The following is a 12,205-nucleotide window of genomic DNA, read 5'->3' on the forward strand; positions in this document are numbered from 1 at the left end:
TGGACGAACGGTGTCCGCGAAACCATGACTCAACGCCTCGAAGTGGAAACAGCGCTGCGTGCCGCGGCACCGCATGCTCTGGTCGGCACCCTGCAACACCTCCTCACCACCGTTTACCGGGCCACCGCCGTGCGCCTGTTCCTGACGGACTACGGCGGGACGGTGCTCAGGGCGTGCGAGCCCTCGGGGCACGGAGGCGAGTCGCTGCCCGTCTCCGGCAGCCCGGAGGGGCGGGCGCTGGGGAGTCAGGAGCCCCGCGAGCAGCAGGTGCCGCGCGGGGACGCCATCGACCACCATCTTCCGGTGACCGTACGCGGCGACCGGATCGGCGTTCTGACGGTGCGGCTCCCGGGCGACCGCTCCACGCCGCAGCTCCTCGACGAGCTCAGGTACGTGGCGGACGTCCTCGGCCGCGAGATCCTCGTCGCCGAGCGCGACACGGACGTCTACCAGCGGGCACGCCGGACCAGCCGCCTCACCCTGGCCGCGGAGATGCAGTGGCAGCTGCTGCCCGCCCGCGCGTACACCGACGCCCGGTTCGCCCTCGGCGGCCAGCTGGAGCCCGCCTATGCCGTGCACGGCGACAACTTCGACTGGACGTCGGACGCCGACGATCTGACGCTCGCCGTCACCAACGGCATGGGCGAGGGCATCGAGGCCTCGCTCCTCACCAACCTCGTCGTCAACGCCCTGCGCAACGCCCACCGGGCCGGCGTCGGCCTCGCGGACCAGGCGGCACTGGCCGACCAGGCCGTCTACGACCACTACCGGGGCGCGTCCTATGTATCGACGCTGCTCCTGCGCATCCACCTCGCGACGGGGCGCGTGGAGGCCATCGATGCGGGGTCGCCGCAGATGTGGCGGATGCGGGGGAAGACGATCGAGCGCCTGGATCTCGATGCCCAGATGCCCCTCGGCATGTTCGAAGAGTCCCATTACGCACCACAGGGGTTCACGGTCGCCCCCGGAGACCGGCTGATCTTCGTGAGCGACGGGGTGTATGAGACGCTCTCGCCGCCGGGCGAGAGGTATGCCGAGCGGGCGCTCGCGCGGGCCATCCACGCCACGAGCCTGTTGCCGGCCGCGATGGTGCCGCATGCGCTCCTGCGCGACGTGGCCGAATACCGTGATGCGGAGTCGTTGGACGACGCCTTGGTGCTATGTCTTGACTGGTTCGGTGACGGTCACTGCTGAGCGGAGATCCTTTTCGGTCTCTTCGCCGGGGGTAGGACCGACGGCGGAGGGGCCGGCGCCGGCGGTCGTGCCTGGGTACGCGGCGACCGGTGCCCCAGGGGGAGGCGACCGCACGGATTCGGATGCCGGGCCGCTCGCTGCGCCGGTGGGTGAAGAGCGGGCCCGTGGGTACCGGCCCTTGATCGTGCTCGCTAACATTTGCCTGGCGACAACTGTTAACGGTGTGCGGGTCGGCCCGGCCGCAACCGCAGGGCGACCCGGCCCGGGGCAGTCACCCGGGCCGGCCGGACCGAAAGGACGATGAGTTGGAACCCGCTGAGGTTGCCGCACGCGAGCGCGTCACGAGCGTGCTGCGCGAAGAGGCCGATGACATCTCGGACCGCTGGGTGCAGTTGCAGCTGGCGCAGCCGAGCCTGAACGGGGAAGTGAGCGAGGCCGAGCTGGGAGAGGAAGCGGACGCCCTGGTCGGCGCCCTGCTCTCCGGCCTGGACCGCGGTTTGCCGGTGGAACGCGTGGTCAGCTCCCACGAGGAGATACATCGTGCCGTTTCCGAGTTCTCCCTGCGACGTGCCCGCAGGGGGGTGTCGCCGACCGCCACCTCGCTGGCCGTGCTGTCACTCAAGGAAGCCCTGCTCAAGGCCGTCCAGCGGCGGTCCCGCGACGGGGAGGACCTCTTCCACAGCGCGGTGCTGATCAACCGCCTCCTGGACGGCGCCGGGGCCCTCTCCTTCGAGATCTTCGTGGAGGGCCGCGAAGAGATCATCCGCCGCCAGAGCCAGCAGCTGCTGGAGGTGTCCACCCCGGTGGTCCGGCTGTGGCGCCAGGTTCTGGCCGTCCCGCTGATCGGCACCCTCGACACCGCACGCACCCAGGTGGTGATGGAGAACGTGCTCCAGGCCATCCAGGAGCACGAGGCGCTGGTCGCCATCATCGACATCACCGGCGTACCCACCGTCGACACCGCTGTCGCCCAGCATCTGATGCACACGGTCAACGCGGTGCGTCTGATGGGCGCGGACTGCATCATCAGCGGCATCCGGCCGCCGATCGCCCAGACCATCGCCCAGCTCGGTATCGATCTGTCGACCATCATGACCCGGGCCACCCTCGCCGACGCCCTGGGAGAGGCCGTGAAGCTCACCGACGCGGTTCCCTCGACCTCCGCCCCTCTGGCGCAGCGGTGAGTGTCCCCGCCTCGGCCGGTGTGCCGATTCTGCGACTGGGCGACGTCCTGGTCACCGGGCTCCTCAACGAACTCGACGACAAGACGGCCGTGGCCTTCACCGACGAGCTCACCGCACGCATCACGAGCGACCGGGCCCGTGGTGTGCTCATCGACGTCTCCCGGCTGGAAATCGTCGATTCCTTCGTGGCCCGTACTTTGATGGAGCTGGCCACCATGGCGCGGCTGCTCGGTGCCCGGGTGATCGTTGCCGGGATGCGGCCGCCGGTCGCCATCACACTGGTCGAGCTGGGCCTCCAGCTGACCGGGGTGGAAACGGCACTCAATGCCGAGCAAGGCATGGTCGCGCTGGGCTGGCATCAGAGCCGGCAGCCGTCCGAGGGGGTCCTGCGTGAGTTCCGCACGGAGTAGTGACCACGCGGTGGGCCTTGCCACGGCCGCTCGGGACGTCGCCGAAGCCGGGAGCAACAGGTCGGTGCACCAGGTGCGGACCGAAGAAGACCTGCTGACCGTCCGTCACGCCGTACGGGCCGCCACCCTGCGGGCCGGCTTCAGCATCGTCGACCAGACGCGGGTGGTCACCGCGGCCAGTGAGCTGGCACGTAACGCCTACATCCACGGCGGAGGGGGCACCGTCACCATCGACTACCTCATGGCGCGCGGCACCGCGGGACTTCGTCTGACGATCACCGACGACGGGCCCGGCATCGCGGATGTCGGCGCGGCGCTGACCGACGGCTTCACCACCGGCGCAGGGCTCGGCCACGGCCTGGGCGGTGCCCGGCGGCTGATGACCGACTTCGAGCTGCAGACGGTTCCGGGCCGGGGCACGACCGTGATCGCCACGCGATGGGCGAGTCGTTGACCCACCCCGAGCCCCAGCCGACGGCACATATCGCTGTGGACCACTACAGCGCCGTGCACCTCGCCGCCGAAACGGCCCGGTCGGTCGCCGAGCGGTGCCGGCTGCCGGGAGCACTGCCCGACCGGGCCGCCGTCATCGCCTCGGAGCTGGCCAGCAATCTGGCCAACCATGCGACCAACGGTGCGCTGTTCATCCAGCCGCTGCCCCTCGGCGGCGGCATGGAGATCTTCGCTGCGGATCACGGGCCCGGCATCGGCGAACTACAGCAGTGCCTCGCCGACGGCTACACCACCAGCGACACCCTCGGCGCCGGCCTGGGAGCCGTGAAACGGATAGCCACCACCCTCACCATCCGCACCGAGCCCGGGGCCGGCACCCTCGTCTGTGCCCGCCTCACCGCGCCCGACGAGACCGCGTCGGCCGACGCGGAGGTGGGCGCCATCTGCGTACCGGCGGACGAGGAACAGACCAGCGGCGACGCCTGCGCCATCGTCGACCACGGCCCCGCCCGCACCGCGGTCGTCGTGGACGGCCTCGGCCACGGCCCGCAGGCGGCCGAGGCCGCCCAGGTGGCGCTGCGGTCCTTCCACCGTGCACCGGACAGCCCGCTGCCCGAGCTGCTCACCGCCTTCCACCGCGCGCTGCGCCGCACCCGCGGGGCGGCCGTCGGCCTGCTGCGCCTGCACCCCGGCCGAGCGGAGTACTGCGGTATCGGCAACGTACGCGTCGTGACGATGACCCCGCTCGACCTGAGCCACCGCCTGAGCGGTCAGCCGGGGATAGCGGGGCTGAACATGACGCCACCGAGGGTGCGCGCCTTCCCCGTACCGGCGGGCGGTACCGTTCTTCTCCACTCCGACGGCATCGACCACCGTTGGGCCCAGGCGCCCTCACCCTTCGTGCACCGCCTGCCCCCGCCGCTGCTCGTCGCGTCCCTTGCCCACAGCCACCGCCTCCCCCGCGACGACGCCACCGTGCTCGCCGCCCGTCCCCGCCAGAGACCTTCGTGACCCCCCATACCTTCCACGACCTGCCGGCCCTGCGCCGTGCCGTACGACGGATCTGCGCAGCACACCGGCTTCCCTCCCGGACCGGAGGGCGCCTGGTGCTCTCCGTGGCCCAGGCGGCCGGTGCCGTCCTGCGCGCCGGCGGCCCCGTCCGCCTCGAGGCCGCCGAGGAGTCCGCCCCGGGCGGCACCACACTGCTCGCCGTCACCCTGCGGGCCGGAGCGGCACCTGCACCGCTGAGCACGGCCCACCTCCCGCTGCCGGGCCGGGCGACACCCGACGGCGTGGCCTGGCACCTGCCCCTCGGGGAGCCCCAGGATCCGCCGCCCGCCGCGCCGCGCACCGGAGTGCCGTCCCAGGGCCGTCCCTGCGAGGCGCCGACCGCCGAGGTGTACGAAACGGAGATCGCGGCGCTCGAAGGCGACCTCGGCGCAGCGCTCTCCCGGGTGGACACCCTCACCACGGAACTGCACGCCCTCAAGGACGAACTCGCCGAGACCAACAGCGGCGTTCTCGCCCTCTACGTGCAGCTGGAGGAGCGGGACGAACAACTACGGCGGGTCCACGGCCAGATCCTGCGCGAGCTGGAGGACGCACTCCGTCCCTCGCCGATCACCGTGAGCGGCCTGGAGTTCGCCGTCCACTACGAGCCGGCGGACACCGATGCGCCCACGGGGGGCGACTTCTACGACTGGCTCCACCTCCCCGACGGCACCGTGCACATCACCATCGTCGACGCGCTGGGCCATGGGGTGCGCAGCACCCGCAGCGCGCTCAATGTCACGCATGCCGTGCGCACGCTGGCACTCGAAGGCCACCCGCTCGAATCGATCATCGCCCGCACCCACGACATCCTGGTCCCGTTCGACCCGGAGATCATGGCGACGGTCCTGCTCGCCCGTATCCACCCCGATACCGGCGAACTCCGCCTGGCCAACGGCAGCCATCCGCCCGCCCTGCTGCTGCGCGCCGACGGGACCTCCGGCTACCTCGAGACCCGCGGCCGGGGTATCGGCTTTCCGCTCCCGGGCAGCGAGTCCGTGCTGGCGGAGACGCTGCACGAGGGCGACCTCCTGGTGCTCTACACCGATGGTCTGACCGAGAGCCGAAGAGACCCCATCGAAGGCGAGGCGCGTCTCGTCAAGAGTGCGCGCGTCCATGCCCACCGGCCGGTGGCCGAGATCCCCGGCGCCGTCGCGGAGGATATGCACACCGTCATCCTGCATTCCGACGACACCCTTGCCCTTGCCGTCCGCCGGCCCCCGCGGGACGCCCCGGGGGCGAAGGCGGGGGCTGACGGGTGAACTGCCCGTCCGCGCGGCCGCCGCTTCGCTCCACGGGGCGCCGGGGACAGGCGGCCTGCGGCACCCCGGCGTGTCCGGGGAGCGTAGATCCCGGGGGCGCCAAGTGTCTTGTTCCGCCTCGGTTCCGTTGGGTAGACGCCTCACGAACACCTGATGACGCTTCATGCACACCAGCCGAACGAGGAGTTCGACCGACCGGGGTGAAAAGAGCTTATGCACCAACCACTTGCGACTGACGACCCCTCGTCACAGCCGGCCCAGTGCGTCTGCCGTCCGGGGACGGCGGCAGACGCCCGTGACTGCGCCAGGAGCTTCGTCGATCTGCTCCAACCGGCGCCGACTGCACACACCATCCAGAACCTTCTCCTGTTGGTGTCCGAGCTGGTGGCCAACGCGCTCCGTCACGCGGGCGCCGTCACGGCTCTGCGTCTCACCGCGGATCACGAGAGCATCCAGGTCCATGTCGAGGACCCCAGCTCCGCCCGCCCGGAGGGGCGCAGCCCCGATCTGACCGGCCGCGGCGGTGGCTTCGGCTGGCCCATGGTGCACACGCTCGCCCGCGACGTCACCGTCCGGCCCTGTCCCGGCGGCGGCAAGGTCGTGCACGCGGCCCTGTCCCGCTGAGCCCGGCACGGCGCCTGCGTACGGAGGACGGGGAGGCCGTGTGATCCAGAGAGAAGCGGGCAGGGCACAGGGAGCGTGTACGTGCGCAGGAGCCTCGGACGGTGCTCCGGGCCGGCCCGCGGTGTGCACCGCACCTGTCGTCGCCCAGGGGGAACGGGATGCGCCCATGCAACGCCACAGCGCCGAACTGCCGTCGGAGACACTGCACGAGGCTGCGGAACAACTGGCCGTCGCCGGTGAGGCGCTCGCCGCCCTGATGAGGGACGCGGCCGCCCCGGTGGAACCACGGCCTTCCCCGCACGGCCTGAAAGTGATGTCCGTCGTATCGCGCTGTCCCGGGCGGAACCTGACCGCGGTCGCCGCCGCCGTGGGCATCGGTCTGCCACGCGCCAGCCGGGTGTGCGCCGCATTGGAGTCCGCAGGTCTGCTGCTCCGCCGCACTGCGGTCGACGACCGGCGCGAGATAGGGCTTCAGCTGAGTCCTGACGGCCGGGCCCTCCTGGAGCGATTCCGGGCCACCCGGGTGGACCGGATGGCCGCCGTACTGCGCCGGATGCCCGCACAGGAACGGCGCGAGCTGGTCGCGGCGCTGGGCGAGCTGGCCGTCGCCGTCGCTGCCGTCAGCTCCGAACGCGGCTGAGGCTCAGGCTTCCACGGCCTTGCCGACCGTCTCGTACAGGGGCAGCACCGTGTCGAGTCCGGTGAGCGCGAAGAGCCGTTCCAGAACGGCGGAGGGGGCCGCGAGACGCAGTGCGGCGCCCAGTGCGTCGTGCGCCTGGAGCAGGACATTGACCGTGGCGGAATCCGCAAAGGCCACCGCGGACAAGTCGACGACGACAGGGCCGTCCCCGCCCCGCGCCGCCTGCTGGAGCGTCTCGTCGAGCGGGGCGACGTTGTCGAGATCGAGTTGTCCCGCGACGACGAGAATCAGGGCCCCCCGATCCTGCCGCGTGTCGATACGTATCGGTCGGCCTCCACTGGACTGGGGCAGCACGATGAACCTCGCTGTAGGGGCTGACGCTTCGTGGGTGAACAGGTCCTGGGTGTTCGACACGGCAAGGATAGAAGCGATAGTTGCCGTTTGACAACATTCGCCGTAAGGCAACAATCTGTTCTCGACACCTGGCAAGAGGGCCGTGCCCGGCGCGGCTTGGGAACGAGAAGCGGTCGGAGACCCGCTACGCGCTGTCAGAAACCCGAGCGTGGCCGCCGACGAGGAGTGGGCCGTCACCCTCATCTGCGAGTGGGGAGGATGCCGCCGCGTGGAACGCTTCGAGTCCCGCCGCAAGGTGTGCGACGGCCGCCGGTTCCCCGTGCGCGAGAACGGCGGCGAACTCCCGCAGACGAGCCGCCGGCCACAGTGGTGACGGCGAGGCCCCCGCCCGGCGGGACATCTCCTGACCACGCCCCCACAGCGCCTCCAGCAGCTCGGAGATGGTGAGGGCGGCCGCACTCGCGCGCTCGCGGGGACGCGGCGAGCCAGTGAAACGGGGCACCCGACCACTGTGTCATCCGGCGCGGTCCCAGTCTGCCCCCCGCCTTTGCGTCGTCCGTGGACGAAGAATGCCTGAGAGACCGTGACTCAACGCTGTGATGTAGAACGAGCACTGCGGGCGTCGGCCCCGCATGCTCTGGTGGACACCCTTCGTGCGGTGCTCACCCGGTGCTACGGAGCGCTCTCCGTACAGTTGCTGCTCGCGGACTACGGGGCGACGGCGCTCACGCCCTTCGATGCGCTGGGAACGTCCGGCGCCTCGATTCCCGTGGCGAACAGCGCCGAGGGCAGGGCCTTCGGGAGCCAGGAGCCGCGCCGGCAGGTCCAGCAGGGCGAGGTGGTGGAACACCACCTTCCGGTATCGGTCCGGGGCGAACGCACCGGCATTCTCACCGTGCGCCTGCCCGTGGAGCGGTCCGTTCCGCACACCGTCGACGAGCTGGTCCACGCCGCCGATCTGCTCGGCCACGAACTCCTGGTGGCCGAGCGCGACACCGACGTCTACCAGCGCGCACGACGCATCAGCCGGCTCACCCTCGCCGCCGAGATGCAGTGGCAGCTGCTGCCGGCCAGGGCCTGTTCCGCCGCCGAGTACGCCATCGGCGCCCAGTTGGAGCCGGCCTACGCCATCCACGGCGACAACTACGACTGGGCCTCGGACGCCCATGAGCTGACGCTCGCCGTCACCGACGGCATGGGAACGGGCGTCGACGCCTCACTGCTCACCCACCTCGCCGTCAACGCGCTGCGCAACGCACGCCGGGCCGGCATCGGCCTCGAGGACCAGGCGGCGCTGGCCGACCAGGCCCTCTACGCCCAATACCGCGGCGCCTCCTACGTATCCACCCTGCTGCTGCGGTTCGACCTCGCGACCGGCCGGGTGCAGGCGGTGGACGCGGGGTCGCCTCAACTGTGGCGGATGCGCGGCAAGTCGGTCGAGCTCATCGATCTCGATCCGCAGATGCCGCTCGGCATGTTCGAGGAGACCCACTACGTGGCCAAGGAGTTCGAGGTCCTGCCCGGCGACCGGCTCCTCATCGTCAGCGACGGGGTGTACGCGGCGGTCTCGCCCGAGGGCGAAGGGTACGCACGGCGGGCCCTGGCCCGCGCCCTCCACGCCAGCACGCTCCTTCCGGCCGCCACCGTGCCCCGCGCCGTGCTCCGCGACCTGGCCGAATACCGCGACGCGGAATCCCTGGACGACTCCTTGGTGGTGTGCATCGACTGGTTCGGCAAGACGGGCGGATAGGCGCAGGGCACCTACGACGCGCGGCGGCGCAGCCGGGCACCGCCACCGCCGCAGTCGTCACCATCCGGGTTCCGCACCTGATCCTCCGTAACGGAATCCGTGAGAAGGGCGGCCCGTCTGGGTACGCGGGCCGAGGCGGCACCGCAATGACGCAGTGGGAGCCCGGGTCGGCTCACCGCCTCCTTGCCGTCCCTCGTATGGGAAAGGTGCATCATGCTCTTCCTGGTCGTAGCTCTGTTCCTCTTCGGTGTGCTGATGGGGACGGCGGGGCATGTCCCCGTACCCGTCACCGTCGTCGCCGGTGTCGCCATCGTGGCCTGGCTGGTGGTCTTCTTCGCCAGAGAACGCCGTAAGGCGGCGAAGGGGGGCGGCCGGTGACCTCCACCCGGATACCCGTCAGGACCGGACCGCACCCCCAGGCCGACCGGATGGCCATCGCCGCCTTCGTCTGCGGTCTGCTGGGCGTGCTGGTGTTCAACATCGTCCTCGGGCCGTGCGCGGTGCTCTTCGGCGCCGCGGCCCTCTACCGGGGAACCATCCGACGCCTCCGTGCCTACCTGGGTCTGGCGTTCGGTGTCCTCGACATCGGACTGCTCGTGGCGCTCTCCGCCCACAGCGGGACGATCAGCTGGCACCTGTAGCAGGCGCCGGCCGGGCCGCCGGCTGCCGTCCGCTCTGGCGGCCGGCGGCCCGGCGGTTCCGCGGCGGGTGGTCGGCCGGTGGCGCAGGTGCGGCGGCTCGTGCCCGTGCGTGCGCGCTCATAGCCCTCCGGGAAACCCGTGATCCCGAGGGGAATGGAGCCGGCGGAAGATGCTGCGGAAAGGCCGGACGGAGAACGGCCGAGCAATGGATCTTTACGCGGCCGGTCAACGCGGATGCCCCGGAAACCGGTTAAGAAACACATAAGTTCGGGAGGTGTGGGGGGAATTCCGCGGGGCACACGATGCCTCGGAGGTTGATAACTATGGTTCCCCTGCTTCTCGTCCTGCTTCTCGCGCTGATTCTCTTCGGCGCCGGATTCGCATTGAAGGCCCTGTGGGTCGTGGCGGTCATCGTGCTCGCCGTGTGGCTGCTGGGCTTCGTCCTGCGCTCCGCGGGCGCCGGCGGCAAGCGCGGCCGGTGGTATCGCTGGTGAATTTATGGAGGGTCATTCTCGAAGTGCGGGTGGTGCCGGAAACTCAAGTTTCCGGCACCACCCGCGTGCGAGCCGACTTCCACCGGATACGACGAAAGATCATTCGGGGGTATGCGCTGAGCTCGCTGGCGGAATCCCCACGGCGGCAGCAAACTCAAGAATGCACTGACCGTGGCGCCCGTTCTTCGCCGCTTGTCCCAGCCGGCCGCCATTGCCGTGCCCGGGATATCCGCGCCGTGTCCGAAATTTCCGCTCCGGGTGAGTCGGGCCCCTCTGAGGCCGGCTTGGGCGCGCAGCCCCACCGGGGCATTACTCTGCGTACCTCTCCGCACGTCGGTCTTCCGAGTGGGCGCACGAGCCCGCGCAACGATGGATGCTTGGTCCCACGGGAAAGGTCCTCCCTGGAAGCCCCTGAGGGACGTGCGGGAGCATGCGGGGCAATAGATATGCAGGTCAGAGCGGGTACGGAGCGGAAAGCATGCGGTTGACGATCTTCTGGCAGCGGATGGCCGATCACTTCGGTGCGGCGTATGCCGACTCCTTCGCGCGTGACTATGTGATGTCGGACCTCGGCGGCCGGACCGTCCATGAGGCGCTGGACGCGGGGTGGAGCGCCAAAGAGGTGTGGCGGGTGGTCTGCTCGGTGATGGATGTGCCGTCCGACAAGCGCTGAGGACGGCCTGGCGTAGGGCTCTGACCTGCGAGAAAGGTGCCCCGGCGGCTGGATGGTGGGGGCCGGCGCCGGGCCAGGGCCCGAGATGTCGCAGCCGTGCGCGACACTTGGCCCCGTGCCCGAGTCAGATGAGATCACCAGCAACGACGTCCCAGGCCCCGGGGACCGGTCCGCGGACCGGTCCGATGCGCGCATGCCGCGCTGGCTGCCGCGCGCCATGGTGCTCGCACTCGCTCTGGTGGCCTGCTTCCAGCTCGCCACCTGGGGATTCCACCAGCTGATCAGCCTGCTGCTGAATGTACTGATCGCGTTCTTCCTCGCGCTGGCCGTCGAACCGGCCGTCGACTGGATGGCGGCCCGTGGCCTGCGGCGCGGCCTGGCCACCGGCCTGGTCTTCGTGAGCATCCTCGTCGTCACGGCCGGTTTCTTCACGCTGCTGGGCTCCATGCTCGCCGGCCAGATCGCCAACATGGTGGAGGAGTTCCCGCAGTATCTGGACTCCGTCATCAGCTGGATCAACAGCACGATGCACACCCACCTCTCGCGGGTCGAGGTGCAGAACAACCTGCTGAAGTCCGACTGGCTCCAGAAGTACGTCCAGGACAGCGCCAACAACGTCCTGGCCGTCTCCGCGACGGTGCTGGGCAGCCTGTTCAACCTTCTGACGGTGGCGCTGTTCTCGTTCTACTTCGCCGCCGACGGCCCCCGGCTGCGCCGCGCCCTGTGCTCCGTCCTCCCGCCGCACCGCCAGACGGAGGTGCTGCGCGCCTGGGAGATAGCCGTCGCCAAGACCGGCGGCTATCTCTACTCCCGCGGTCTGATGGCGCTGATATCCGGTTTCGCGCACTATGTCCTGCTGGAGATCCTGGGCGTGCCGTACGCCCCGGCGCTGGCCATATGGGTGGGGCTGGTCTCCCAGTTCATCCCGACCATAGGGACCTATCTCGCGGGCGCGCTGCCCATCTTGATCGCGTTCGCCGTCGACCCCTGGTACGCCCTGTGGGTCTTCGGTTTCGTCGTGATCTACCAGCAGTTCGAGAACTACCTCCTGCAGCCGCGGATCACCGCCAAGACGGTGGACATCCATCCCGCCGTCGCCTTCGGTTCGGTCGTCGCCGGTACGGCCCTGATGGGAGCGGTGGGCGCGCTGATCGCGATCCCGGCGACTGCGACGCTCCAGGCGTTCCTCGGTGCGTACGTCAAGCGGTACGAGGTCCCCGACGACCTGCGGGTCCGCGGCAGGCGCGGGGCCAGGGTCCTGGCCCGTGTCCGGCGGACCCTGCACGACGAGCAGCCGTCGACCCCGCTCGAGGACCGGAAGGCGGACGGCGACGTCCAGGAGGGCGGCCAGGGGGTCCGCTGACCCCGCCGGGCCCCAGAGGTCCCGCCGGGTGCCGCTGCCGCACAGCCCAGGGGCGGAGGGCGGTCCCGGTGACCCGTCGGCGACGCGGGCGCGGGTCGCTTGACACCAAAATC

General features: G+C 70.4%; 16 protein-coding genes. 15 read left to right on the forward strand and 1 reads right to left on the reverse strand.

Features of this window, described 5'->3' with window-relative positions:
* Positions 1-24: 24 nt before the first annotated feature.
* From K7C20_RS27175 to K7C20_RS27210, 8 genes are all read left to right on the forward strand, one after another.
* Positions 25-1,194 carry a PP2C family protein-serine/threonine phosphatase gene (locus K7C20_RS27175; RefSeq protein WP_030081524.1) on the forward strand — a complete coding sequence of 390 codons (1,170 nt, stop codon included), beginning with the start codon at positions 25-27 and terminating at the stop codon, positions 1,192-1,194.
* Between the two features lie 305 nt (positions 1,195-1,499).
* Complete coding sequence (locus tag K7C20_RS27180) at positions 1,500-2,378, forward strand: STAS domain-containing protein (protein WP_030081523.1); 879 nt, start codon at positions 1,500-1,502, stop codon at positions 2,376-2,378.
* Complete coding sequence (locus K7C20_RS27185; RefSeq protein WP_030081521.1) at positions 2,375-2,788, forward strand: STAS domain-containing protein; 414 nt, start codon at positions 2,375-2,377, stop codon at positions 2,786-2,788. The genes K7C20_RS27180 and K7C20_RS27185 overlap by 4 nt, the downstream gene beginning before the upstream one ends.
* Positions 2,769-3,242, forward strand: a complete 474-nt coding sequence (locus K7C20_RS27190) for an ATP-binding protein (RefSeq protein ID WP_030081519.1) — start codon at positions 2,769-2,771, stop codon at positions 3,240-3,242. The genes K7C20_RS27185 and K7C20_RS27190 overlap by 20 nt, the downstream gene beginning before the upstream one ends.
* The gene (locus tag K7C20_RS27195; protein WP_048829446.1) at positions 3,227-4,252 is read left to right on the forward strand and encodes a SpoIIE family protein phosphatase; all 1,026 of its coding nucleotides are present in this window, start codon (positions 3,227-3,229) and stop codon (positions 4,250-4,252) included. Before K7C20_RS27190 ends, K7C20_RS27195 begins: the two co-directional genes overlap by 16 nt.
* Complete coding sequence (locus tag K7C20_RS27200) at positions 4,249-5,553, forward strand: PP2C family protein-serine/threonine phosphatase (protein WP_053209847.1); 1,305 nt, start codon at positions 4,249-4,251, stop codon at positions 5,551-5,553. The genes K7C20_RS27195 and K7C20_RS27200 overlap by 4 nt, the downstream gene beginning before the upstream one ends.
* Before the next feature lie 213 nt (positions 5,554-5,766).
* Positions 5,767-6,177, forward strand: a complete 411-nt coding sequence (locus tag K7C20_RS27205) for an ATP-binding protein (RefSeq protein ID WP_030081515.1) — start codon at positions 5,767-5,769, stop codon at positions 6,175-6,177.
* A gap of 166 nt (positions 6,178-6,343) precedes the next feature.
* Positions 6,344-6,817, forward strand: coding sequence for a MarR family winged helix-turn-helix transcriptional regulator (locus K7C20_RS27210; protein ID WP_053209846.1), 474 nt, complete (start codon positions 6,344-6,346; stop codon positions 6,815-6,817).
* Positions 6,818-6,820: 3 nt separating this feature from the next.
* On the opposite strand, the gene K7C20_RS38450 is transcribed toward K7C20_RS27210, so the two are convergent.
* Positions 6,821-7,231 carry an STAS domain-containing protein gene (locus tag K7C20_RS38450; protein ID WP_342452589.1) on the reverse strand — a complete coding sequence of 137 codons (411 nt, stop codon included), beginning with the start codon at positions 7,229-7,231 and terminating at the stop codon, positions 6,821-6,823.
* A 148-nt stretch (positions 7,232-7,379) separates the two neighbouring features.
* Between K7C20_RS38450 and K7C20_RS27220 the strand changes: the two genes are divergently transcribed.
* The 7 genes from K7C20_RS27220 (at position 7,380) to K7C20_RS27250 (ending at position 12,092) form a co-directional block, all read left to right on the forward strand.
* The gene (locus K7C20_RS27220; RefSeq protein ID WP_167352531.1) at positions 7,380-7,544 is read left to right on the forward strand and encodes a hypothetical protein; all 165 of its coding nucleotides are present in this window, start codon (positions 7,380-7,382) and stop codon (positions 7,542-7,544) included.
* Positions 7,545-7,754: 210 nt separating this feature from the next.
* A complete protein-coding gene (locus K7C20_RS27225) occupies positions 7,755-8,921 on the forward strand; it encodes a PP2C family protein-serine/threonine phosphatase (RefSeq protein ID WP_053209845.1) in 1,167 nt (388 codons plus the stop codon).
* A gap of 213 nt (positions 8,922-9,134) precedes the next feature.
* Positions 9,135-9,299, forward strand: a complete 165-nt coding sequence (locus K7C20_RS27230; RefSeq protein ID WP_030081509.1) for a hypothetical protein — start codon at positions 9,135-9,137, stop codon at positions 9,297-9,299.
* Positions 9,296-9,562 (forward strand): hypothetical protein, encoded by a 267-nt coding sequence (locus tag K7C20_RS27235; RefSeq protein WP_030081507.1) that lies wholly within the window; start codon positions 9,296-9,298, stop codon positions 9,560-9,562. Before K7C20_RS27230 ends, K7C20_RS27235 begins: the two co-directional genes overlap by 4 nt.
* A 323-nt stretch (positions 9,563-9,885) precedes the next feature.
* The gene (locus K7C20_RS27240) at positions 9,886-10,056 is read left to right on the forward strand and encodes a hypothetical protein (protein WP_030081505.1); all 171 of its coding nucleotides are present in this window, start codon (positions 9,886-9,888) and stop codon (positions 10,054-10,056) included.
* 478 nt (positions 10,057-10,534) lie between these two features.
* A complete protein-coding gene (locus K7C20_RS27245; protein ID WP_030081503.1) occupies positions 10,535-10,729 on the forward strand; it encodes a DUF3046 domain-containing protein in 195 nt (64 codons plus the stop codon).
* Between the two features lie 193 nt (positions 10,730-10,922).
* Entirely contained in the window at positions 10,923-12,092 is a 1,170-nt protein-coding gene (locus tag K7C20_RS27250; protein ID WP_048829450.1) for an AI-2E family transporter, read from the forward strand.
* Positions 12,093-12,205 lie beyond the last annotated feature (113 nt).

Source organism: Streptomyces decoyicus (genome assembly GCF_019880305.1).
GTDB classification, from domain to species: domain Bacteria; phylum Actinomycetota; class Actinomycetes; order Streptomycetales; family Streptomycetaceae; genus Streptomyces; species Streptomyces decoyicus.

Excerpts from the sequence above, each read along its gene's own strand:
- K7C20_RS27240 (WP_030081505.1), top strand. The coding sequence starts at position 9,886 with ATGGTTCCCCTGCTTCTCGTCCTGCTTCTCGCGCTGATTCTCTTCGGC.
- K7C20_RS27230 (WP_030081509.1), top strand. The coding sequence starts at position 9,135 with ATGCTCTTCCTGGTCGTAGCTCTGTTCCTCTTCGGTGTGCTGATGGGG.
- K7C20_RS27175 (WP_030081524.1), top strand. The coding sequence starts at position 25 with ATGACTCAACGCCTCGAAGTGGAAACAGCGCTGCGTGCCGCGGCACCG.
- K7C20_RS27210 (WP_053209846.1), top strand. The coding sequence starts at position 6,344 with ATGCAACGCCACAGCGCCGAACTGCCGTCGGAGACACTGCACGAGGCT.
- K7C20_RS27195 (WP_048829446.1), top strand. The coding sequence starts at position 3,227 with ATGGGCGAGTCGTTGACCCACCCCGAGCCCCAGCCGACGGCACATATC.
- K7C20_RS27250 (WP_048829450.1), top strand. The coding sequence starts at position 10,923 with ATGCCGCGCTGGCTGCCGCGCGCCATGGTGCTCGCACTCGCTCTGGTG.
- K7C20_RS27245 (WP_030081503.1), top strand. The coding sequence starts at position 10,535 with ATGCGGTTGACGATCTTCTGGCAGCGGATGGCCGATCACTTCGGTGCG.
- K7C20_RS27205 (WP_030081515.1), top strand. The coding sequence starts at position 5,767 with ATGCACCAACCACTTGCGACTGACGACCCCTCGTCACAGCCGGCCCAG.